General features: G+C 71.8%; 22 protein-coding genes. 2 read left to right on the top strand and 20 right to left on the bottom strand.

All coding sequences use genetic code 11. The features are described 5' to 3' along the window. The 3 genes from M1R94_RS15070 to M1R94_RS15060 form a co-directional block, all read right to left on the bottom strand. Window positions 1–712: radical SAM protein (locus M1R94_RS15070; RefSeq protein WP_249382531.1), on the bottom strand; the 712-nt coding region annotated here is incomplete at its 3' end. Between the two features lie 78 nt (window positions 713–790). Further along, the gene (gene hisS / locus M1R94_RS15065; RefSeq protein ID WP_249382530.1) at window positions 791–2,215 is read right to left on the bottom strand and encodes a histidine--tRNA ligase; all 1,425 of its coding nucleotides are present in this window, start codon (window positions 2,213–2,215) and stop codon (window positions 791–793) included. Between the two features lie 19 nt (window positions 2,216–2,234). After that, window positions 2,235–2,999 carry an MBL fold metallo-hydrolase gene (locus M1R94_RS15060; protein WP_249382529.1) on the bottom strand — a complete coding sequence of 255 codons (765 nt, stop codon included), beginning with the start codon at window positions 2,997–2,999 and terminating at the stop codon, window positions 2,235–2,237. Between the two features lie 205 nt (window positions 3,000–3,204). On the opposite strand from M1R94_RS15060, the gene M1R94_RS15055 reads away from it, so the two are divergent. Together M1R94_RS15055 and M1R94_RS15050 are read left to right on the top strand one after the other, a co-directional pair. After that, entirely contained in the window at window positions 3,205–3,924 is a 720-nt protein-coding gene (locus tag M1R94_RS15055; RefSeq protein WP_249382528.1) for a peptidylprolyl isomerase, read from the top strand. Continuing rightward, window positions 3,921–5,621 (top strand): DUF349 domain-containing protein, encoded by a 1,701-nt coding sequence (locus M1R94_RS15050; protein ID WP_249382527.1) that lies wholly within the window; start codon window positions 3,921–3,923, stop codon window positions 5,619–5,621. The genes M1R94_RS15055 and M1R94_RS15050 overlap by 4 nt, the downstream gene beginning before the upstream one ends. 78 nt (window positions 5,622–5,699) lie before the next feature. Here M1R94_RS15050 and M1R94_RS15045 read toward each other — a convergent pair whose 3' ends face one another. The 17 genes from M1R94_RS15045 to pgsA all read right to left on the bottom strand — a co-directional run bounded on the left by M1R94_RS15045 (window position 5,700) and on the right by pgsA (window position 22,502). Next, on the bottom strand, window positions 5,700–8,051 hold the full coding sequence (locus tag M1R94_RS15045) for a RelA/SpoT family protein (RefSeq protein ID WP_249382526.1): 2,352 nt from the start codon (window positions 8,049–8,051) through the stop codon (window positions 5,700–5,702). A 105-nt stretch (window positions 8,052–8,156) separates the two neighbouring features. After that, complete coding sequence (locus M1R94_RS15040) at window positions 8,157–8,693, bottom strand: adenine phosphoribosyltransferase (protein ID WP_249382525.1); 537 nt, start codon at window positions 8,691–8,693, stop codon at window positions 8,157–8,159. Beyond that, window positions 8,690–9,805: a protein translocase subunit SecF gene (gene secF, locus M1R94_RS15035; protein WP_249382524.1), complete on the bottom strand. Its 1,116-nt coding sequence runs from the start codon at window positions 9,803–9,805 to the stop codon at window positions 8,690–8,692. Before secF ends, M1R94_RS15040 begins: the two co-directional genes overlap by 4 nt. Then, window positions 9,805–11,760, bottom strand: coding sequence for a protein translocase subunit SecD (secD, locus tag M1R94_RS15030; protein ID WP_249382523.1), 1,956 nt, complete (start codon window positions 11,758–11,760; stop codon window positions 9,805–9,807). The genes secF and secD overlap by 1 nt, the downstream gene beginning before the upstream one ends. A gap of 144 nt (window positions 11,761–11,904) precedes the next feature. Further along, window positions 11,905–12,381 (bottom strand): preprotein translocase subunit YajC, encoded by a 477-nt coding sequence (gene yajC / locus M1R94_RS15025; protein WP_249382522.1) that lies wholly within the window; start codon window positions 12,379–12,381, stop codon window positions 11,905–11,907. 105 nt (window positions 12,382–12,486) lie between these two features. Next, complete coding sequence (gene ruvB, locus M1R94_RS15020; protein WP_249382521.1) at window positions 12,487–13,524, bottom strand: Holliday junction branch migration DNA helicase RuvB; 1,038 nt, start codon at window positions 13,522–13,524, stop codon at window positions 12,487–12,489. Then, window positions 13,517–14,134, bottom strand: a complete 618-nt coding sequence (ruvA, locus tag M1R94_RS15015) for a Holliday junction branch migration protein RuvA (RefSeq protein WP_249382520.1) — start codon at window positions 14,132–14,134, stop codon at window positions 13,517–13,519. Before ruvA ends, ruvB begins: the two co-directional genes overlap by 8 nt. Before the next feature lie 85 nt (window positions 14,135–14,219). Then, window positions 14,220–14,792, bottom strand: a complete 573-nt coding sequence (gene ruvC, locus M1R94_RS15010; protein ID WP_249382519.1) for a crossover junction endodeoxyribonuclease RuvC — start codon at window positions 14,790–14,792, stop codon at window positions 14,220–14,222. Window positions 14,793–14,844: 52 nt separating this feature from the next. Then, a complete protein-coding gene (locus tag M1R94_RS15005) occupies window positions 14,845–15,606 on the bottom strand; it encodes a YebC/PmpR family DNA-binding transcriptional regulator (protein WP_249382518.1) in 762 nt (253 codons plus the stop codon). 13 nt (window positions 15,607–15,619) lie between these two features. Next, window positions 15,620–16,261, bottom strand: a complete 642-nt coding sequence (gene pdxT, locus M1R94_RS15000) for a pyridoxal 5'-phosphate synthase glutaminase subunit PdxT (protein ID WP_249382517.1) — start codon at window positions 16,259–16,261, stop codon at window positions 15,620–15,622. Window positions 16,262–16,292: 31 nt separating this feature from the next. Beyond that, the gene (locus tag M1R94_RS14995; RefSeq protein ID WP_249382516.1) at window positions 16,293–16,874 is read right to left on the bottom strand and encodes an NUDIX hydrolase; all 582 of its coding nucleotides are present in this window, start codon (window positions 16,872–16,874) and stop codon (window positions 16,293–16,295) included. After that, window positions 16,871–17,773: a pyridoxal 5'-phosphate synthase lyase subunit PdxS gene (gene pdxS / locus M1R94_RS14990; protein ID WP_308199916.1), complete on the bottom strand. Its 903-nt coding sequence runs from the start codon at window positions 17,771–17,773 to the stop codon at window positions 16,871–16,873. Before pdxS ends, M1R94_RS14995 begins: the two co-directional genes overlap by 4 nt. 59 nt (window positions 17,774–17,832) lie before the next feature. Beyond that, window positions 17,833–19,035, bottom strand: a complete 1,203-nt coding sequence (locus M1R94_RS14985; RefSeq protein WP_249382515.1) for a PrsW family glutamic-type intramembrane protease — start codon at window positions 19,033–19,035, stop codon at window positions 17,833–17,835. Then, complete coding sequence (locus tag M1R94_RS14980; RefSeq protein ID WP_249382514.1) at window positions 19,032–19,718, bottom strand: hypothetical protein; 687 nt, start codon at window positions 19,716–19,718, stop codon at window positions 19,032–19,034. Before M1R94_RS14980 ends, M1R94_RS14985 begins: the two co-directional genes overlap by 4 nt. After that, window positions 19,715–20,944, bottom strand: coding sequence for a glycosyltransferase family 4 protein (locus tag M1R94_RS14975; RefSeq protein WP_374109473.1), 1,230 nt, complete (start codon window positions 20,942–20,944; stop codon window positions 19,715–19,717). Before M1R94_RS14975 ends, M1R94_RS14980 begins: the two co-directional genes overlap by 4 nt. Continuing rightward, window positions 20,941–21,900 carry a phosphatidylinositol mannoside acyltransferase gene (locus tag M1R94_RS14970; RefSeq protein WP_308199915.1) on the bottom strand — a complete coding sequence of 320 codons (960 nt, stop codon included), beginning with the start codon at window positions 21,898–21,900 and terminating at the stop codon, window positions 20,941–20,943. The genes M1R94_RS14975 and M1R94_RS14970 overlap by 4 nt, the downstream gene beginning before the upstream one ends. Beyond that, window positions 21,897–22,502 carry a phosphatidylinositol phosphate synthase gene (pgsA, locus tag M1R94_RS14965; RefSeq protein ID WP_249382513.1) on the bottom strand — a complete coding sequence of 202 codons (606 nt, stop codon included), beginning with the start codon at window positions 22,500–22,502 and terminating at the stop codon, window positions 21,897–21,899. Before pgsA ends, M1R94_RS14970 begins: the two co-directional genes overlap by 4 nt.

Here is a 22,502-nt window from a genome sequence, read left to right as displayed (position 1 = left end):
CCAGGTGCTCGTGGGAGTCGGTCAGCCAGGGCAGCACGGGTGCCACCAGCACGGTGCACCCGAGCCCCGCGTCCGTGATCGCCCGGATCAGGTCCAGCCGGGCGCGAGGGGTGGGCGTGCCGGGCTCGACCGACTGCTGGAGCACGGGGTCCAGCACCGCGAGCGAGACGGCGAGGTCGACCGGGACGTGGGTCGCTGCGTCGACCAGCATCGGCAGATCCCGCCGCAGCAGCGTGCCCTTGGTCAGGATCGAGAGCGGGGTCCGTGACTCGACCAGCGCCGAGATGATCCCCGGCATCAACCGGTAGCGGCCCTCGACCCGTTGGTACGGGTCGGTGTTCGTCCCCAGGGCCACGTGCTCGCGTCGCCAGCTCCGGCGAGACAGCTCTGCCCGGAGCACCTCCACCACGTTGGTCTTGACCACGATCTGCGTCTCGAAGTCACGCCCGGCGTCCAGGTCCAGGTACTCGTGGGTGGTGCGGGCGAAGCAGTAGGTGCACGCGTGCAAGCACCCGCGCGTGGGGTTGACGGTCCAGCGGAACGGCATCCGCGACGCGTCGGGCACGCGGTTCAGCGCGCTGCGCGCGGCCACCTCGTGGAAGGTCACGCCCCGGAACTCGGGGGTCTGGACGCTGCGCACCAGGCCGGAGAGGGCAAGGCCGGGCAGCGCACCGTCGTCCGCCCCTGCGAGCCGCTGCCCGTCCCATCTCATCCACACAGTCGAACAGGTGTTCGATCGGAGGTCAAGCAGGCGTGCCGATCAGCGGTGGCGTCGGTTCCGCGACGGGTCTCAGGCCCGGGCTGCCACCGCCCCCGGTCCGGGCACCACCGTCGGCCACCAGTCCCCTGCCGGTGGCTCCCACGTCAGCGGATCGGCGTCCACCTGGTCCCCCGAGCGGATGTCCTTGACCTGGTCGCGGGACGCCGCCACGTACGCACCCTCGGCGTCGGAGTGCGCGGGTGCACCCGGGAACCACACGAAGGGCACCCCGCGGCGGTCGGCGTGCCGGATCTGCTTGCCGAACTTGGCGGCGGCCGGTGAGACCTCGACCGGGATGCCCCGGGAACGCAGCGCGGCCGCTACCGCGTCGGACTGGAAGCGGCTGTCCTCGGAGACCACCGCGACGAGCACCGCGGTGGGCACCGACCGGGACGCGGTGACCAGGCCCTGCCCCAGCAGACGCGAGACCAGGCGGGTCACCCCGATCGACAGGCCGACACCGGGGTAGGTGGTGGCGCCGTCGGAGGCCAGCGTGTCGTACCTGCCCCCCGAGCAGATCGAGCCGAGCTGCTCGTGCCCGACCAGGAAGGTCTCGTAGACCGAGCCGGTGTAGTAGTCCAGCCCGCGCGCGATCCGCAGGTCGGCGACCACGACACCGGGAGCGCGGACGGCCGCCGCCCCGACCAGGGCCCCGAGCTCGTCGAGACCCTGGTCCAGCAGCTCCGAGCTCACCGAGTGGCGCGTGGCGAGGTCGCGGACCCTGTCGACCACCGTGAGGTCCGCCCCGGAGATCGCGGCCAGCTCGAGGCACGCCTGCGCCTGCGCGGACGTCGCACCGGCCTCCTCGACGATCAGGGCGGCGACCGCCTCGGGACCGACCTTGTCGAGCTTGTCGATGCTGCGCAGGACCGCATCGATCTCGGTCAGACCGAGGCCCCGGTAGAAGCCCTCCGAGACCCGCCGGTTGTTGACGCAGATGCGCACCGGCGGCATGCCGATCGTCGACAGCAGCGCGAAGGCCTCGGCCATCACGAGCGGCACCTCGACCTCGTAGTGGTACGGAAGGCTCCCGGCTCCCACCACGTCGATGTCCGCCTGGACGAACTCACGGAACCGGCCGTCCTGGGGTCGTTCTCCCCGCCAGACCTTCTGGATCTGGTAGCGACGGAACGGGAAGGCCAGGTGCCCGGCGTTCTCCAGGACGTAGCGCGCGAACGGCACCGTGAGGTCGAAGTGCAGACCGAGCTGCGACCGGTCGGCCGTGGCCTCACCGACCGCACCGTCCTCCTCCTGCAGCCGGCGGAGCACGTAGACCTCCTTGGAGGTCTCACCCTTGCGCAGCAGCTGGTCGAGCGGCTCGACCGCGCGGGTCTCCAGGCCCGCGAAGCCGTGCAGCTCGAAGGTGCGCCGCAGGACGTCCAGGACGTACTGCTCGACGATCCGTCCGGCGGGGAGCCACTCGGGGAATCCGGACAGGGGTGCGGGACGAGCCATGGGGCGAGATCCTCTCAGGTCAGCGTGCGGCGCGCAGGTAGGGGTTGCGCGCCAGCTCGACGTCGATCCGGCTGGTCGGGCCGTGGCCGGGCAGCACGAGCGTGGACGGCGGGATCCGGGCGACCCGCTCGCGCAGCGTCCGGTTCATTGCTGCGGTGTCCCCGCCGGGCAGGTCGGTCCGGCCGATCGACCCGGCGAAGAGCACGTCACCGGTCAGTGCCGTGCGCGACGGTTCGTCGGAGCCGTCCGGCACGTCCACCGGCGGTGCGACGCTGTCGGGGAGCTCGCTGCCGGGTCCGGGCGCGCCGTCGAGGAGGTAGATGGTCGACCCCTCGGTGTGGCCTGGCGCGTGAAGAGCCGTCAGAGCGAGCTGGTCACGCGGGTCCGTACCGAGGTGCAGGCGGGCAGACGGCGCCTCGCCCCCGTCGAAGACCGCCGTCCGGGGCGCCCGGTAGACCTCCCCACCGGCTCCCATCGCCTGCGCCAGGGCGGCACCGAGCGGTCCGAGGGTCCCGAAGGGATCAGCCAGCCGGTAGGCGTCCGCGGCGTGGACGTGCAGCGGGAGACCGAGCGCATCCCCGAGGGCCGCCGCCGACCAGGTGTGGTCCACGTGCCCGTGCGTCGCGAGCATGCCCACCGGCCGCAGGCCGTGCCGCGTGATCACCTCGAGCACCGCGTCGACGACACCGGCACCCGGATCGACGACCACGCACCGGCCGACGTCGTCCGAGACGACGTAGCAGTTGGTACCGAGCACGGGCGCGACGACGGTCCGGATCAGCACCCCCAGAGCCTAGCCGCCGGCGTCCGTGGCGGAGCCGAGACCAGAACGTGACACCGACAGGGCCGCCCCGGTTCTGTCTGGCCTCGCCTCCTTGCCTAGACTGTGCGGGGCCCGGCGCTGTGCCGGTCGCGGGCTGTGCCGGTCGCACAGTGCTGCGACCACGGCTCGCGCGGGGTCCCGCACCCGGGACGAGACAGGAGCACAGGTGTCCACGAGCAAGCGTGAGCGCGAGACCGCGCGACGCCGCCACGAGAAGTGGCTCGCGCGGCAGGAAGAGCTGCGCGCCCAGCGCCGCCGCCGGCGGGTCGTCGCCGGGGCCGTCGCGGGCACCCTCGTCCTGGTCGGTGCCGTCGCCCTGGCCGTCTCGATGAGTCGCTCGGGCACGCAGGACACCGCTGAGCGGACGGTTCCGGACCCGTCCGTCGCTCAGGGCCGGACCTGGACGTCGACCCTGGACACCAGTGTCGGGACGATCGGTCTCGAGCTCGACGGCGCGGCAGCTCCGCAGGCCGTCGCCTCGTTCGTGACCCTCGCCCAGGAGGGTTACTTCGACGACACGACCTGTCACCGACTCACCGTCGAGGGCATCTTCGTGCTCCAGTGCGGGGACCCCACCGCGACCGGCCAGGGCGGGCCCGGGTACTCCTTCGGCCCGGTCGAGAACGCACCGGCCGACGACGTCTACCCCGCCGGGACGCTCGCCATGGCGCGCCTCGGCGGCGACGGCGAGAGCATGGGGAGCCAGTTCTTCCTCGTCTACGCCGACTCGACCATCCCCGCGGACGCCGCGGGGGGCTACACAGTGTTCGGACAGATCACCGACGGCATGGATGTGCTGCAGGCGGTCGCGGACGCGGGCATCGACCCTGCTGGTGCACCCGCACCTGCCACAGAGGTCATCATCAAGGGAGTTGAGACGCAGTGAGCGACCACGAGCCGCAGCCGCAGGACCCGACCGTCGCGGAGAGCGCACAGCCGGCTCCCGAGACCGAGGCCGCTGTCGGGGACGCCGCCGCCGAGGCGACCCCGACCGGTGCCGCCGTCCCACCCCCCGCAGCCGAGGAGCCGCAGCAGGCGCCGAGCACCACCGCGGTCGCTGCCGACGCGCCTGCCTCGACCGAGGCCGAACCAGCACCCGAGGCCGTCCCCGAGCCCGAGCCGGTCCCGGCCCCCGAGCCGGTCGAGTCATCCGGCGCCGCCGTACCGCCTGCCGAGCCCGCCCGCCCGCGTCCGGTCCCCCGGCCCGTCCCGCGCCCCTCACCGCACCCCCCGACCCCGGGCGCCCCACGCCCCGGGGCCGTGACCCCCGGCCAGGCACCTGCGACGCCGACGGTGCCGGTCCCACCGGCCCTGAACGCTGCCGAGAGCGCCGAGGCCGCCCGCTGGGGGCGGGTCGACGACGACGGCACGGTGTGGGTCCGCGAGGCCACCGGCGAGCGCACCGTCGGCCAGTACCCCGGGGCCGACCCGGCCGACGCCCTGGCCTTCTACGTCCGCCGGTTCGCCGACCTGCATGCCAAGGTCGTGCTCTTCGAGGCAAGGCTCGCCGCGACCGACCTCTCGGTCAAGGAGATCGACTCCACCCTCGGCTCCCTCGCCGAGGATCTTGCCGAGCCGGCCGCGGTCGGCGACCTGGACGGGCTCCGCACCCGGCTGGAGGCCTTGCGCGCCGTCGCCGCAGAGCGGAGGGCCGCGGCAGAGGCCGAACGTGCCGCTGCCAAGAAGGCTGCTCTCGAGGCACGGACGGCGATCGTCGAAGCAGCGGAGAAGATCGCGGGGACCGACGCTGACCGGATGCAGTGGCGTCCGGCAGGCGAGGAGCTCCGGACCCTGCTCGACCAGTGGAAGGACGCCCAGCGGCACGGGCCGCGCCTGGACCGTACGTCTGAGGATGCCCTCTGGAAGCGCTTCAGCCACGCCCGCTCCACGTTCGACCGCGAACGTCGCCGGTTCTTCTCCGAGCTCGAGAAGACCAACGCCGACGCCAAGGCCACCAAGGAGGCCCTGGTGGCCGAGGCCGAGCAGCTCTCGACGAGCACCGACTGGGGCACCACGACGGGCGCCTACCGGGAGCTCATGACCCGGTGGAAGGCAGCCGGCCGGGCGAGCCGCAAGGACGACGACGCCCTGTGGGCCCGGTTCCGTGCCGCTCAGGACGTGTTCTTCGCGGCGCGCGACGAGAGCCAGCGGGAGACCGATGCGGAGTTCGCGGCCAACCTCGAGGTGAAGCTGGCACTGCTCGAGGAGGCCGAGCGGCTCGTCCCCGTCAAGGACCTCGCGGCGGCGCGCACCGCGCTGCGTCACCTGCAGGAACGGTGGGAGCAGGCCGGCAAGGTCCCTCGCGGGGACATCCAGCGGGTCGAGGGGCGGCTGCGTGCGGTCGAGCAGGCCGTCCGTGAGGCCGAGCAGTCCCAGTGGACCCGCACGAACCCCGAGACACGAGCCCGGGCCGAGGGCGCTCTGGCCCAGCTCACGTCGGCGATCGCCGGCCTCGAGGCAGACCTCGCCGCCGCTCAGGAGAAGGGCGACGCCCGCAAGATCGCCGAGGCCCAGGCTGCGCTGGACGCTCGTCGCGCCTGGCTCGAGCAGATCGAGCGTGCTGCGGCGGACTCCCGGGGCTGATCACCCGTCACGATCGGCCTGACCGGATCCCTTCCGGTCAGGCCGATCGTGCGTGCCCGTCCGGTGCGGACCGCACGGTCAGCTGCTGGGCAGCACGGGTGCGTCGGCGGTGCGCGATCCGGTGATCCGGTAGACGTCGAAGACCCCGTCCACCTTGCGCACGGCGCTCAGCACCGAGGACAGGTGGTTCGGCTCGGCCATCTCGAAGACGAACTTGGAGATGGCGACCCGGTCACGCGAGGTGGACACCGCGGCCGACAGGATGCTCACGTGGTGGTCGGAGAGCACCCTGGTCACGTCCGAGAGGAGCCGGCTGCGATCGAGGGCCTCGACCTGGATCTGCACCAGGAAGAGCGTGTGCGCACCGGAGTCCCAGTCGACCTCCACGATGCGCTCGGGCTGGGTGCGAAGACCCTCGACGTTCCCGCAGTCCGCACGGTGCACGCTCACGCCGGTGCCGCGGGTCACGAACCCGATGATCTGGTCGCCGGGAACCGGCGTGCAGCACTTCGCCAGCTTGGCCCAGATGTCCGACTCACCCCGGACGATCACACCGGTGTCGGTCGAGCGTGAACGACGGGTGCGCTGACCAGGCAGGGCCGTCTCCGCGACGTCCTCCTCGGTGCCCGACTCGCCTCCCATCGACTGGACCAGCTTCTGCACCACGCTGGCGGCCGATGCCTGGCCCTCGCCGATCGCGGCGTACAGCGCCGAGACGTCGGCGAAACGCATCTCGTTCGCGAGCGTGACCAGGGCCTCGTGGGAAAGCAGCCGCTGGATCGGCAGGTTCTGCTTGCGCATCGCCTTGGCGATGGCGTCCTTGCCGTGCTCGATGGCCTCCTCACGCCGTTCCTTGGAGAACCACTGGCGGATCTTGTTGCGTGCCCGCGGGCTCTTGACGAACGTCATCCAGTCACGGCTGGGACCCGCGGTCTCGGACTTGGAGGTCAGGACGTCGACGACGTCACCGTTCTCCAGGGTGGAGTCCAGCGGGACCAGTCGGCCGTTGACCCGTGCTCCCATGGTCCGGTGCCCGACCTCGGTGTGCACCGCGTAGGCGAAGTCGACGGGCGTGGACCCCGAGGGCAGGGCCATCACGTCGCCCTTGGGGGTGAAGACGAAGACCTCGGCGCCGCGGATCTCGAAGCGCAGCGAGTCGAGGAACTCCGAGGGGTCGGCGGTCTCGCGCTGCCAGTCGACGAGCTGACGCAGCCAGGCCATGTCACCGGCAGCGTCGACCGCCCCGCCCTGCTGCTTCGCGATCTCCTTGTACTTCCAGTGCGCGGCGATGCCGTACTCCGCACGACGGTGCATCTCGTGGGTGCGGATCTGGATCTCGACGGGCTTGCCGCCGGGCCCGATCACCGTGGTGTGCAGCGACTGGTACATGTTGAACTTGGGCATCGCGATGTAGTCCTTGAACCGGCCGGGAACCGGGTTCCACCGCGCGTGGAGCGCCCCGAGGGCGCCGTAGCAGTCACGGACCGAGTCGACCAGGAGCCGCACGCCGACCAGGTCGTAGATGTCGGAGAAGTCCCGGCCCCGCACGATCATCTTCTGGTAGATCGAGTAGTAGTGCTTGGGCCGGCCGGTGACCGCGCACTTGATCTTCGCCGCGCGCATGTCGGCCATCACCTGCTCGCGCACGACCATCAGGTACTCCTCGCGAGCAGGGGCGCGCTCCGCGACGAGGTGGACGATCTCCTCGTAGACCTTGGGGTAGAGGGTCGCGAACGACAGGTCCTCCAGCTCCCACTTGATGGTGTTCATGCCGAGCCGGTGCGCCAGCGGGGCGTAGATCTCGAGCGTCTCTCGGGCCTTGCGCTCGGCCGAGGCCGCGGGGACGAAGCGCCAGGTCCGGGCGTTGTGGAGCCGGTCGGCCAGCTTGATGACCAGCACGCGGATGTCGCGAGACATGGCCACGACCATCTTGCGGACGGTCTCGGCCTGCGCTGCGTCGCCGTAGGTGACCTTGTCGAGCTTGGTCACACCGTCGACCAGCATCGCGACCTCGGCCCCGAAGTCGGCCTTGAGGGTCTCCAGGGAGTACTCGGTGTCCTCGACCGTGTCGTGCAGCAGCGCCGCTGCGAGCGTCGGGGGTGTCATGCCGAGGTCGGCCAGGATCGTCGCGACCGCCACAGGATGGGTGATGTACGGGTCGCCGCTGCGCCGGACCTGACCGCGGTGCGCCCGCTCGGCCGCGCGGTAGGCCCGCTCGAGGACCGTGAGGTCCGCCTTGGGGTGGTTGGCCCGGACCGCGAGCATCAGCGGCTCCAGGGCGGGCGAGCCGGCGGGGGCACGGCTGCCGAAACGGACCAGACGGGAGCGGACCTTGCTCCCGTTGACCGGGCCGTCCGGGCTCTTGGTGCCGGGTTCCGTGGGCTCCGCCGGGGCGGGCGCGGCGGGGCTCGGTGTCGTCTGCTCGCTCATGACACCCTCCTGCCTGCACCCGTCATCCGCGTCCGCCGGTCATCGCCCGAGTCTAGGGCCGGGCGCCAGGTGGTCGCGTCCTTGCCCCCGGGGGGCGTCGGGCCGTCAGTAGCTCAGCAGGACGTCCAGAGCCCTGCCCGGCAACCTGGCGCGCCCCGCGAGGAACGTGAGCTCCATGAGGAACGCCATCCCCGCGACCACACCGCCCGCTTCTTCAAGCAACGCCACGGTCGCGGCCGCTGTTCCCCCCGTGGCCAGGACGTCATCGACCACGAGGATCCGCGCACCGGGCCGGATGGTGTCGGAGTGGATCTCGATCACCGCGCTGCCGTACTCGAGATCGTAGGACCCGCTGAGCGTCTCGCGTGGGAGCTTCCCGGCCTTGCGCACCGGGACGAACCCTGCGCCCAGGGCGACCGCGACCGGCGCGCCCAGGATGAACCCCCGCGCCTCCATGCCGACGACCAGGTCGATGCCCTCGGGCGCACGCTCCACCATGTGGTGGACCAGCTCACCGAAGACCGCGCCGTCGGCCAGCAGAGGCGTGATGTCCTTGAAGACCACACCGGGCTGGGGGTAGTCGGGCACGTCGTGGACGAGCCCGGCCGCGCGCCCGGCCAGGTCCTGGGACACCGCGGTCACGACGACGCTCGACCGTCCGGCCGGCTCGGCTTGCGCCGCTTCGGCTGGGCCCGGTTGCCCAGGTGCGTCCCGGGAACCAGCGCACCCACCCGAGCGGGCACGCCCTGTGCGGGCGCGTCCGGGTCGGCGGCCTGCGCCTCGGCCCGGGCGTGCAGGATGTCGGCCGTGTGGTTCCGGATGGAGTCCTGCTTCTCCCGCAGCCACACCAGGAACGGCGTGGCCAGGAACACCGAGGAGTAGGTTCCCACGATGATGCCCACGAAGAGCGCCAGGGCGATGTCCCGCAGGGTGCCGGCGCCGAGCAGGAAGGCCCCGATGAACAGGATGCTGCCGACCGGCAGCACTGCGACCACCGAGGTGTTGATGGACCGGACCAGGGTCTGGTTGACCGCGAGGTTCGACAGCTCGCCGTAGGTGTAGAGCCGCTGGTCGGTGACACCCTGGGTGTTCTCGCGAACCTTGTCGAACACGACCACGGTGTCGTACAGCGAGTAGCCGAGGATGGTCAGGAAGCCGATCACCGTGGCCGGGGTGACCTCCCAGCCCACCAGTGCGTAGATGCCCACCGTGATGACCAGGTCGTGCACGACGGCGACGATGGCCGAGACGGCCATCCGCCAGTCGCGGAAGTAGATGGTCATCACCAGGGCGACCAGGGCGAGGAAGATCACCAGGGCGCGGATCGCCTTGTTGGTGACGTCGTCGCCCCAGGTCGGTCCGACGAACGAGGAGCTGACCTCGCTCACGTCGACCCCGTAGGCGGCGGCGAGAGCCACGGCGAGCTCTTGGGTCTGCGTGTCGTCCAGCTGCGAGGTCTGGACGCGCAGGGTGTCCGTACCGACCACCGAGACCCGGGGGAGCTCCGCACCCTCGATGGACGTCACGGCGTCGATGGCAGGCTGCTGAGCGGCACCGTCGGTCGCCTGGACGGTGAACTCCGACCCGCCCCGGAACTCGATGCCCCGGTTCAGCCCGAGGGTCAGCAGCAGGATGGTCGCCGCGAGGAAGACGACCCCGGCGACCATGAACCACCGTCGACGCCTGCCGACGATGTCGTAGGACCGTCGGCCCAGGTACAGGTCGTTGCCCCACTGGGCCATGCGCGAGGCCATCAGGAGTCCTTCCGCTCGGTCTGCACGTCGACCTCGGCAGGACTGCCCGCTGCCGCGACCTCGGTGGGGCTGCTCGACGCCGCGCGCCGCTCGGCCGCACGACGCTCCGCGATGGTCAGACGTCCGGTCCCCGGCTCGGCGCCGGCAGGGGTGGGGGCACCTGTGCCGGCAGCGACACCGGTCGGCGGGGGGCCGCCATCGGTCACGACCCGACCGCGACCCGCGTACCGGGGTCGTCCGCCGAGCTGTGACGGGTCGAGCCCGGAGAACCGGTGGCCCTTGCCGAAGAAGTTCGTCCGGGCGAGCAGCACCATCATCGGGTGGGTGAACAGGAAGACCACGATCAGGTCGACCACGGTGGTCAGACCGAGGGTGAACGCGAAGCCGCGCACCCCACCCACCGCGAGGAAGTACAGGACGACCGCCGCGAGGAAGCTGACCGCGTCCGAGGCGAGGATGGTGCGCCGCGCGCGTCCCCACGCCTGCTCGACGGCGGCGACCAGGCTGCGACCGTCGCGCAGCTCGTCACGGATCCGCTCGAAGTAGACGATGAAGGAGTCTGCCGTGATGCCGATCGCGACGATCAGCCCCGCGACACCCGGCAGGCTCAGCCGGTAGCCCTGGGTCCACGACAGCAGGGCGATCAGCCCGTAGGTGACCAGGCCGGCCGCGACGAGCGAGGCGATCGTCACCGCGCCCAGGGCCCGGTACTGGGCCAGGGAGTACACCCCGACCAGGAGGAGTCCGATGAGGCCCGCCAGGACCCCCTTCTGCAGCTGCTCGGAGCCGAGGGTGGCCGAGATCTGCTCCTCGCTCTGCACCTCGAAGCTGAGCGGCAGCGAGCCGAAGTTGAGCTGGTTGGCCAGGGTCGCGGCCGACTCCCGCGTGAAGGTCCCGGAGATCTCGGCCTGACCGGTGGGGATGGAGACGTTGACCCGCGGCGCGGAGATCACCAGGCCGTCGAGCACCATCGCGAACTGGTTCTGCGGCTCGGGCAGCAGCAGCAGACGCTCGGTGATCGTGCGGAACTTGCCGGTTCCCTCGTTGGTGAACTCGAGGTTGACGACCCACTCGTTGGTGACCACGCCGGTGGGGCCGGTGCGCAGGCCCGAGCTCGCGCTCGCGATGTCGCGTCCTTCGAGCTCGACCGGACCGAGCACGTACTTGGAGGTGCCGTCGTCCTGGCAGGCGACCACCGCAGCGTCGATGTCGCCGACGAGGTTCGCGCCGCCGGTGAGGTTGGCCGGGTCGGTGCAGTCGTAGGCGGTGAACTCCTCGAGGAGCTCGTCGGTGAGCCAGGCGAAGTCGCTCGCGTCGGCCGGCTCGGGTGCCGGCTCGGTCTCCTCCTGCGCCGGCGCCTCGAGGTCCTGCGGCGCAGGCGACTCCTCGGGGTCCGTGGCGTCGGCGGACGTCAGAGTCACCTCGGCGGAGGTCTGCGACGCATCGCCGGTCACGCCCTGACCCTCGGCCGGGGCTTCCCCGTCGGCCGGGGCCTCGTCACCGTCGGTGACCGACGGGTCGTCGAGCCCCTCCAGGCCCTCGAGCCCCTCCAGGCCCTCCAGGTCCTCGAGCCCGTCGGGAGCGACGTCCTCGATGGGCGCCGGACCGGCCTGGACGATCACCGGGCGGAAGAGCATCCGTGCCGACTCGCGGACCAGCGCGAGCGTCGCCGCATCCGGCACGCCCGGCAGTCCCACCACGATGTTGTTGCCACCCTGGCTGGTGATCTCCGCCTCGGAGACCCCCGAGGAGTCGACCCGCTGGCGAATGATGCTGATCGCCTGGTCGATGGTCTCCTCGGTCACCTGGTCACCGGTCTCGTCGACGGGGCGCAGGATGATCTGCGTCCCACCCTCGAGGTCGAGGGCCAGGTTCGGCGTGAGGGAGGCGTCGGACCAGATGGTCCCGGCGACGAGGGTGCCGAAGATCCCGAAGATCAGGACCCCCAGCGTCACCAGGGGACGCACTGGCCGTGCGCGGTGGGTCGGTGTGGCCAACGGACTCTTCTTCTCTCGTGTGCAGCCGTCCTTCGGGAGGCGGCCGCGGCAGGCGGTCGGAGGCGGCCCCCGTCTCCCGGGACCGTCGAAACTGCTGGGAGGTCAGGTGCGGGGCGGGACGTCCTTGTCGGTGTCGCCGGGCTCGCCGGCCTCACCGGTCAGGCTCGAGGCGTCGTCCGGGACCGCGACGTCGCCGTCCACGCCCGCTGTCTCCAGCTCGTCGTCGTCCTCGACCAGCTCGTCGTCGTCCTCGTACTCCTCGTCGTCGTACTCGTCGTCGTACTCGCCGTCCTCGTCCTCGTACTCGTCGTCCTCGTCCTCATCCGCGACGGGAGGCTCGACGAGCTTGGCGATGGCCGGACGCAGCCAGCGCGACGTGACCCCCGGGGAGGTCTCGAGCGTGACGGCCTCGTCATCGATGGCGACGATGGTGCCGAACATCCCGGAGCCGGTCATGACCTCCTGGCCCGGGGCGAGGTTGTCCCGGAAGCTGGCCGCGGCCTTCTGCTGCTTCCGGGTCCGGCTCGTCATGAGCCACATCGCCCCGAAGGCGAGCAGCAGGATGAAGATGAATTCCATGGCTCTTCTCACGTCGTTGTCGGATTGGCAACCCGGCGCAGTCTAGGTGACACACGCTCCCCCGCCCTAACGCGCACCCCGGGCGGGAGGTTCCCTGCGCCGACCTCAGCCGAACAGGGTGTCGAGACCTGCCGGGGGCTCCAGGCCCAGGTGGGACCACGCTCTGGGCGTGGCCACGCGACCTCGAGGTGTTCGGCCCATGAGGCCCTCGCGCACCAGGAAGGGCTCAGCGACGGTCTCGACCGTCTCGGGCTCCTCGCCCACGGCCACGGCCAGGGTGGTCAGACCGACGGGCCCGCCACCGAACCGCGAGCACAGTGCGGTGAGCACCGAGCGGTCCAGCCGGTCGAGGCCGAGGTCGTCGACCTCGTAGACGGTCAGAGCCGCCCGCGCAGCGATCAGGTCGAGCGTCCCGTCCCCGCGGACCTGCGCCCAGTCGCGCACCCTGCGCAGCAGCCGGTTGGCGATCCGTGGGGTGCCGCGTGACCTCGCGGCGATCTCCCCGGCCGCCTCGCCGTGGAGCTCGACCCCGAGTAGCCCGGCCGATCGGGACAGGACACGGCGCAGCTCCTCCTCGTCGTAGAAGTCCAGGTGGCCGGTGAAGCCGAAGCGGTCGCGCAGCGGGGCGGGCAGCAGGCCCGCCCGGGTGGTGGCACCGACGACGGTGAACGGTGGCAACGACAGCCCGATCGCGTTGGCACCCGCACCCTTGCCGACCACGACGTCGACCCGGAAGTCCTCCATGGCCACGTACAGGAGCTCCTCGGCCGGGCGGGCCAGCCGGTGGATCTCGTCGATAAAGAGCACCTCGCTCTCCTCCAACGAGGACAGCACCGCCGCCAGATCGCCCGCGTGCTGGATCGCGGGGCCCGAGGTGACCCGCATCGATGCGCCCAGCTCGCCGGCGATGATCATCGCCAGGGTGGTCTTGCCCAGACCGGGCGGGCCCGACAGCAGCACGTGGTCGGGCGTCCGACCGCGACCCATCGCAGCGTGGAGCATCAGCTCGAGCTGGTCGCGGACGACTCGCTGACCCACGAACTCGGAGAGCCGACGGGGTCGCAGGGCGGCCTCGGCTGCGCGTTCGACGTCCTCGGCGCCGGGCTCGACGATGCGCTCGGTGGTGATCTCCTCCTCAGCCACGCCCGCCGCCCAGCGCACGGAGCGCTCCGCGCAGCACCGACGCGATCTCCGCGGCGCCCACCGGGCCTGCCTCGAGCGGGGCGACCTGCCCGACAGCCACCTCGGCGGCCTTGGCGTTCCAGCCCAGCCCGACGAGCGCCTCGACCACCTCACCGCGCCGGTCCGCGGGATCGGTGGCACCAGCCTGCTGGCCGGCCGCCACCGAGACCGGAGCGCCGAGCCGGTCGGCGAGCTCGAGCACGATGCGCTGAGCGCCCTTGCGACCGATGCCCGGAACGCGCATCAAGGCGGCGAGGTCCTCCCCCGCCACCGCCCTGCGCAGGCCGTCGGGGGTGTGCACCGCGAGCATCGCCATCGCGAGCCGTGGCCCCACACCGCTGACCGTCTGCACGGACTCGAACACGTCCCGCTCGTCGGCGTCGGCGAAGCCGAAGAGGGTCAGCGAGTCCTCGCGGACCACCAGGGACGTCGCGAGCTCACCGGGCTCCCCCACCCGCAGACCCGCGAGGGTCGCCGGAGTGGCGTAGGCGAGCAGGCCCATGCCGCCGACCTCGATCACGACCGAGTCGAGCCGCAGGCTCGCCACCCGCCCACGGAGCGTCGCGATCATCAGAAACCTCCTGCACCTCTCGGATCACCACCACGGGTCACCCGAACACCTGTACGAGCAAAGGGCAACGGTAGCCTGCGCCGGGTCACGAGGAGGCACGCCGCGCCGCGGCCTCGGCGCGTGCCCACGCCTGCTGCGCCGGCGTCGCCGCGCCGTTCCCGCCACGTCCTTGGGCGACCACCGCGCCACCCGCACGCCACAGGTGGCAGATACCCAGCGCCAGCGCGTCCGCAGCATCCGCCGGTTCGGGCACCTCGGACAGCCGCAGGATACGAGCCACCATCTGCTGGACCTGGGGCTTGTCCGCACGGCCGCTCCCGGTGACGGCAGCCTTGACCTCGCTCGGGGTGTGCAGCGCGACCGGGATGCCCCGCCGGGCCGCAGCCGCCATCACCACACCGCTCACCTGCGCGGTACCCATCACGGTCCGCAGGTTGTGCTGCGCGAACACCCGCTCGACCGCGACGGCGTCCGGGACGTGCCGGTCCAGCCAGAGCTCGACCTCCGCACCGATCTGCGCGAGCCGGTGGGCCACGTCGTCGTGCACGGCGGACCGCGCGACACCCACGGCCACGAGCTCGACCTGGCGACCGGGCAGCGAGTCGACCACACCGAGACCGCACCGGGTCAGTCCTGGGTCCACTCCGAGCACGCGCACGTGCTCAGTCTCCCAGCCCCCGCCCGGCTCATGGCGGTGCCCCGCCGCGACGTCAGTCGTCGGCGTCGAGCTCTGCCATGACCTCGTCGGAGGCGTCGAAGTTCGCGAAGATCTCCTGCACGTCGTCGCTCTCCTCGAGGGCGTCGATCAGCCGGAGGATCTTGCGCGCGCCCTCGGCGTCCACCTCGACCTGCATCGCCGGGACGAACGGGGTCTCGGCCGAGTCGTAGTCGATGCCGGCCGACTGCAGCGCGGTGCGGACCGCGACCACGTCGGTCGCCTCGCACATGACCTCGTAGGACTCCCCCAGGTCGTTGACCTCCTCGGCGCCCGCGTCCAGGACGGCGGCCAGGACGTCGTCCTCACCGAGACCGTCGGCCTTGGGCACCAGCACGACCCCGCGCCGGGAGAACAGGTACGACACCGAGCCCGGGTCGGCCAGGGAGCCACCGTTGCGGGTGAAGGCCACCCGGACGTCCGAGGCGGCTCGGTTGCGGTTGTCGGTGAGGCACTCGACCAGGAGAGCCACGCCACCCGGGCCGTAGCCCTCGTACATGATCGTCTGGTAGTCGGCGCCGCCGGCCTCCTGGCCCGAGCCCCGCTTGACCGCACGGTCGATGTTGTCGTTGGGGACCGAGGACTTCTTGGCCTTCTGGATGGCGTCGAAGAGCGTCGGGTTGCCCGCGAGGTCACCACCACCGGTCCGGGCAGCCACCTCGATGTTCTTGATCAGCTTGGCGAAGAGCTTGCCGCGCTTGGCGTCGATGGCCGCCTTCTTGTGCTTGGTGGTGGCCCACTTGGAATGACCGGACATGACGTAGAACCCCTCAACCGCGATCGGTGACGATCTGGACGAACATCCGGTGCAGGCGCAGGTCGCCGGTGATCTCCGGATGGAATGACGTGGCCATGACGCCGCGCTCACGCACCGCGACGATCCTACCGGCGGCGGGACCTGCCTCCACGGCCGCCAGGACCTGGACGGCCGGCCCCACCTCTTCGACCCACGGGGCGCGGATGAAGACGGCGTGCACGGGCCGCTCGTCGCTGTCGTCGATGCCGGCCACGACCAGGTCGGTCTCGAAGGAGTCGACCTGGCGGCCGAAGGCGTTGCGGCGCACCGTGACGTCGAGCCCGCCCAGCGACCGCTGGCCCTCGATGCCGCCGTGGACCCTCGCGGCCAGCAGGATCATCCCCGCGCACGAGCCGAAGGCCGGCAGGCCCGCGGCGATGGCCTGTGCCAGGGGGTCGAAGAGCTCGAACACACGGAGCAGCTTGTCGATCGTCGTGGACTCACCGCCGGGGATCACGATGCCGTCCACCCGCGAGAGCTCGCGCTCACGTCGCACCGGCACGGCCGCGGCCCCGACGGCCTCGAGGGCCGCCACGTGCTCGCGGGAGTCGCCCTGCAGGGCGAGCACGCCGATGGTGGGTTGGGAGGTCACGGTGGCCGATCCTACTGGGGTCATCCCTCGCGCCATGACTCCGGGCCGCCCGGGCCTAGGGCCCCTCTCCCAGGTGCCGCGTGGTTCCGTCCCAGCCGTCCAGGAGGCCCGCGACCAGGCCGGCGAGACCCGAGGGGAAGACCTCCTGCGCGACCAGGGCCAGCTCGGCGAGGTCCCACCAGCGCACCTCGTCCACGAACCCTCGCTCGACCTCCGTCCAGCCCGTCGTGCTCAACGCACCCGGTGCCTCGACCCTCGCCAGGAAGAACTCCTCGTCCTGACGAACCGTCCGGCGCAAGAAGTCGAACACGGCGCTGCGGGTCCAGACCGGCCCGAGGAGAGCACCGGCCGTGACCAGCAGGCCGGTCTCCTCGAAGACCTCCCGGACCGCGGCCTCCCGCGCGGTCTCACCGGGGTCGATGCCACCGCCGACCGTGAACCACCAGGAGCGCTCGGGCTGGTCCATGTCGTGGCCCCGCACGAGCAGGACCCGGTCGGCGTCGTCCAGCAGGACCACCCGGGCACCCCGTCGGTGCGGGAGACCGTCGGCGCCGGTCACCCAGTCGGGTCCGAGCTGGGTGGGCAGCGCTCCGGGCAGACCCGGTGCACCGTCCCCCGACCGGGCCGCCGCGGTCACCAGCCGCGCTCGGCCAGCCGGTGCGGCTCGGGGACGTCCTCGACGTTGATGCCCACCATCGCCTCGCCCAGACCTCGCGAGACCTGGGCGATGACGTCCGGGTCGTCGAAGAACGTGGTCGCCTTGACGATCGCCGCGGCACGCTCGGCCGGGTTGCCCGACTTGAAGATCCCCGAACCCACGAAGACGCCCTCGGCGCCGAGCTGCATCATCATCGCGGCGTCGGACGGGGTCGCGATACCTCCCGCCGTGAACAGCACGACAGGCAGCTTGCCGGTCCGGGCGATCTCGACCACCAGGTCGTAGGGCGCCTGCAGCTCCTTGGCCGCGACGAAGAGCTCGTCCTCGGGCAGCGAGGTGAGTCGGCGGATCTGGTCGCGCAGGGTGCGCATGTGGGTGGTGGCGTTGGAGACGTCGCCCGTGCCCGCCTCACCCTTCGAACGGATCATCGCCGCACCCTCGGTGATGCGCCGGAGCGCCTCGCCCAGGTTGGTCGCACCGCAGACGAAGGGGACCGTGAAGGCCCACTTGTCGATGTGGTGCGTGTAGTCGGCGGGCGTCAGGACCTCGGACTCGTCGATGTAGTCGACGCCGAGCGACTGCAGCACCTGGGCCTCGACGAAGTGGCCGATCCTCGCCTTGGCCATGACCGGGATCGACACCGCCTCGATGATCCCGTCGATCAGGTCCGGGTCGCTCATCCTGGCCACGCCACCCTGCGAGCGGATGTCGGCCGGCACCCGCTCGAGGGCCATCACCGCCACCGCTCCGGCGTCCTCGGCGATCTTCGCCTGGTCGGCGGTCACGACGTCCATGATCACGCCGCCCTTGAGCATCTCGGCCATGCCGCGCTTGACCTTGGCGGTCCCGATGACGTTCTGGCTGTTCTCGCTCGCCACTTCAGTCCTTGCTGCTCGGAGGGAGCACCGCCGCGTCGTCCTGGCGGGCCGCACCCATCCTAGACCGCGAGGGTGCGACGCAGCTCCTGCCGGGCTGCCAGCAGGTCGCCCAGCAGGGCGGCCTCGTCCTGCACCGTCCGGAGGTCCTCGCGGTGGGTCAGCAGTCGCTGCCGCTGGAAGGCGAGCCGGGTCGCGACCGTCTGGAAGCGACGCATCGCCCGCCCGGCTGCCCGCCCACCCTGCCGGGACGCCCACGCGACCGCGCGACGGCGCTCACCGAGCGAGGCCAGGATCGACACCTCGGCCGGTGCGAACCACTGCGCTGCGGCGTACTCCGTGAGCCGCAGCCGCACGATCGCGGCCTCACGTCGTCGCAACCACGCGACCAGTCCCACCACCCCGAAGAAGATGGGCATCTGGACCACGACGTAGAGCAGGAAGAAGTCCGCCTCGGTGCTCAGCACGGCGCTGCCGTTCCACAGCCCGTGGAGCAGGACGGCGACCAGCAGCCCGAGCGGGAACGTCAGCAGCCACAGCGAGCGCGATCTGTGCCGCGCGGCCAGGCCCAGCCCGATCCCCACGCACGCGGTGAAGAGCAGGTGGGCGAAGGGAGACAGCACCGCCCGCAGGACGAAGACCGTCGCGACGCCGGGGCCAATCGCCTGACCCGGCCCGGAGACCTCGGCCAGCGCGGTCCCGAAGTACAGGACGTTCTCCACGAAGGCGAACCCGGCGGCGACGGTCGCCGCGTAGACCAGACCGTCGACCGGACCGTCGAAGTGCCGTCGCCACACCAGGAAGATCAGCAGCACACCCAGGGCCTTGATCGACTCCTCGACCACCGGGGCCACCACCGTCGCCCCGTAGGCCGAGGCGACCCACTCGGACGAACCCGAGGCGACCAGCAGCGCGATCGCCCCCGTGTTGAGCACGAGAGCCACCAGGACCGACACCGAGGCACCCCACCCGAAGGCGACCGCGAGGGCGGGCCAGGGTTCGGGTTCCCAACGATCCACCCAGCGCACCGCGGCCATCACCCCGGTCAGCGGCACGAAGGCCAGAAGGACCGCCGCGGGGAGCGCGTCGGCCCCGACCTCGACACCGACCACCCCGACCACGACCAGCAGCAGCAGTCCCATGACCAGGAGCGCGACGACCGTCCCCGCACCGTTCTGCCGATGGTTGCGAGGGGCCGGCCCCAGAGCACGCGGGGGGTGACCGGGGTGGGAGGGCAGGTGCCCGTGACCGATCGGATGGCTCACGTGTGGTGACCGGGCCTGCCGAGCGCCTCGGGCCAGGCGTCGTCGATCTCGACGGTCCGCGGGCTCGGGGCGTGCCCCTGCAGTCGCAGCAGCCTGACCAACGCCTTGCGACGCATCCGCCGGCTCTGGACCACGGCCTCGTTGTGGAACTGGCGCGAGAGCTGGACCCGGTACCAGGCCGCGCCGAGGGCCTCGACGAGGTCCTTCCCGAGCGGCACCTCCCGGAGCGCAGCGACCTCGTCGGGGTCGGCGAGCGCAGTACGTGCCGTGCGGGACAGCTCGCTCTCGACCAGGTCGCGGTCGACCGGAGGCGGTGGCGCCTCGTAGGGGACGTGACCGTGGGCAGCCAACTGGTCGGCGCCGTCGCGGACCCGCTCGGACTCGCTCAGGAGCCCGGCGAGATCGGGCAGCGCCTCGACCAGCTGGGTACGGCCGTGGCCCCCCGCCGACAGTGCCGCCCACGCGGCCTCGCCCAGGAGCACCGAGCTCACCGGGTCCAGGAGACCGCCGGCGGCCAGCTCGGCCGCCGCGGAGGCCCGACGGACCAGCTGGTTCTCCAGCGCGGCCCGCGAGGTCGCGACCTTGCGGTGCAACCGGTCCAGCCGCGAGGCGGTGACCCAGACCCGCCACAGCAGGAGCAGCAGCGCGGCCGTGACGAGAACCGTCACCTCCGACCAGGTCACAGGTCACCCTCCGTCCAGGACGCAGAACCGGAGGGTGGTCCGGGGAGCAGCCGGCCACGGGCCGACGACGGGTCCTCGCCGACGCGAGCCCCTGGGCCTGTCCCTGCCAGCACCATCTCGTACACGGTCAGCACCTGCTGCGTCACTGCCGACCAGTCGTACTGGAGCACGACCTGCGAGGCGCGGTCCGCGACCTTGCGGCGGAGCTCGGCGTCGGACAGGACCCGTGTCAGGGTGGCCGCCAGGTCCTCGGCATCGCCCGTGCGGAACAGCACACCGGCATCGCCGCCGTCCAGGACCCGGCTGAAGGCCCCCAGGTCACTGGCGACGACCGCGGCACCCGCGCTCATCGCCTCGACGAGCACGATCCCGAAGCTCTCGCCCCCGGTGTGCGGGGCGCAGTACACGTCGACCGACCGCAGCAGCGCACCCTTCTCCTCGTCCGAGATGCCGCCGAGGAACTCGACCGACCCGGCCAGCTCACCGAGGACCTCGCGGGCCTCGGCCGCCCCGGTCTCACCGCGACCGGCCACCAGGAAGCGGGCGCCCGGGTGAGCTGCCAGCACCGCCGGGATCGCGGCGGTGAGGACCGGCAGTCCCTTGCGGGGCTCGTCGAGGCGCCCCAGGAAGGCGACGGTCGGTGCGTCCGGGGTCCCCGTCCAGCGCGCGTCGGGCGCACCGACCGAGAACTGCTCGACGTACACACCGTTGGGGATGACCACGGCGTCCCCGCCGAGGTGGTCGACCAGGGTCCGCCGGGCGTCCTCCGAGACCGCGATCCGCGCGGCGATCTTCTCCATGCTCGGTCGGACGATCGGATAGGCCATCTGCAGCGCCCGCGAACGCACCAGCGAGGTGTGGAAGGTCGCGACGATCGGACCCTGCGCGATCCACAGCGCGAGCATCCCCAGGCTCGGGGTCACCGGCTCGTGCAGGTGCAGGATGTCGAACTCGCCCGCCGTGAGCCATCGACGTACCCGAGCGGCGCTGACCGGGCCGAAGGTCATCCGGGCCACCGACCCGTTGTAGCGCACCGGGATCGCCCGCCCGGCGGGGGTCATGTAGTCGGGGACGGGGGTGTCGTCGTCAGCGGGGGCGAGCACCGAGACCGTGTGCCCGAGCCGCTCGAGAGCCTCGGCCAGGTCCCGGACGTGGAACTGGACACCGCCCGGCACGTCGAAGGAGTACGGGCACACCAGCCCGATGCGCAGGCTCTCTCCGGTCACGGTGCGGCCTCCCCCGCCGCCGCCTGCGTGGCCGCGTAGCGCTCGGGGTCGAGGTCCTCGACGAAGACCCGCTGCAGCATGTGCCAGTGCGTCGGGTGTGCCGCGATGTCCGTACCCAGGACGTCGACCCAGGCCTGCGTGGCCGCGGTGACCTGCTCGGCCCGCGGCCGGTCCTGCGGCACGAGGACCGGGTCGTGGAAGGTGATCACGATCCCCCACCGGGTGCCGGCAGCCCGGCGCGCGGCCCCGCGCAGGCGTTCGTGCCGGATGGAGACCGGGACGAGCATCGAGCCGGTCGTGACCGCCAGAGCGGCCGGACCCGCGGCGACCCGCGCTCGCTCGCCCAGGAGGTCGACCTCGATCCCCCGTGCGGTGAGGTCACGGTCGGCGAGCAGCGGGACCAGCCGTCCCCCGGCGCGGACCTCACGGACGAGGTCACGGAACACCTCGCTGCCGGCGTCGAGCGGGATGATCGTCATACCCACGCCCTCACGCAGACGGACGAACTCCTCGAAGACCTCCGGGGGCTCGAGCCGCTCGGCGACCGTGGTGACCGGGGCGAGGTAGACCGTCGCCCAGGCACCGGCGAGGTCCCAGTTGCCCTGATGACCCAGCGCCAGCACCACCGAACGCCCTGCCATGACCTCAGCCCGCAACGGTTCGGCGCCGAGCGCCCTGACGCGGGCCTGGAGCTGCTCGGTGCTGACCTTCCCGAGGGTGAACGCCTCGCCGTAGTAGCGCAGGTAGGTGCGCATCCCCGCGCGACTGAGCCGGCGCAGCTCACGCACACCCGCCGCGGGGCGGGCCCGGCGCAGGTTCGCCTCCAGCCGACGCACCCCCTCGCCCCGCAGCATCCACGTGACGTCGGCGACCGCCAGCATCAGCCCTCGGACGACGTCCTCGGGCAGACGGTTCATCAGGCGCCAACCGGCCAGCAGCATCCGGCTCGTGCTCACCTGCTGACCGCCTGGCGACGGACGGTGGCCATCCGCTGCACCACCGTCACCGCGCTCGCGACCGCCAGCAGGCCGAGCACCACGGTGAGCACGACGGCAGGCAGCCCCAGACCGACCAGGCCGGTGGCGACCAGCACCGCGGCGAGACGATCAGCACGCTCGGCGATACCCACGTTCGCGGTCATCCCCAGCCCCTCGGCACGCGCCCGGGTGTAGGGAACGATCGAGCCGAGCACCAGGCAGGCCAGCGCGAGCACCGCCCCGACCGGGTCGTCCCCACGACCGGCGAGGTAGAGCACCAGACCGGTGAAGATCGCGGCGTCCCCGAAGCGGTCCATCGTCGAGTCGAGGAAGGCACCCCAGGCGCTCGTGCGGCCCGAGGCACGCGCCATCACGCCGTCGACCAGGTCGGTCAGCACGAACAGGGTGATGACGAGGGTCCCGACCAGCAGGTGACCCAGGGGGAAGAACCACAGCGCTGCGACCACCACCCCGAGGGTCCCGGTGACCGTCACCGTGTCGGGTGACACGCCACGGCGCAGGAGGAAGGCAGCGATCGGGGTGAAGACACGCGTCGCGACGTTCCGCAGACGGTTGAGCAC

The organism is Actinotalea alkalitolerans, from assembly GCF_023369855.1.
Lineage (GTDB): Bacteria > Actinomycetota > Actinomycetes > Actinomycetales > Cellulomonadaceae > Actinotalea.
Note: the sequence above shows the minus strand (reverse complement) of the source record. Positions and strands in the feature narration are given on the sequence as shown.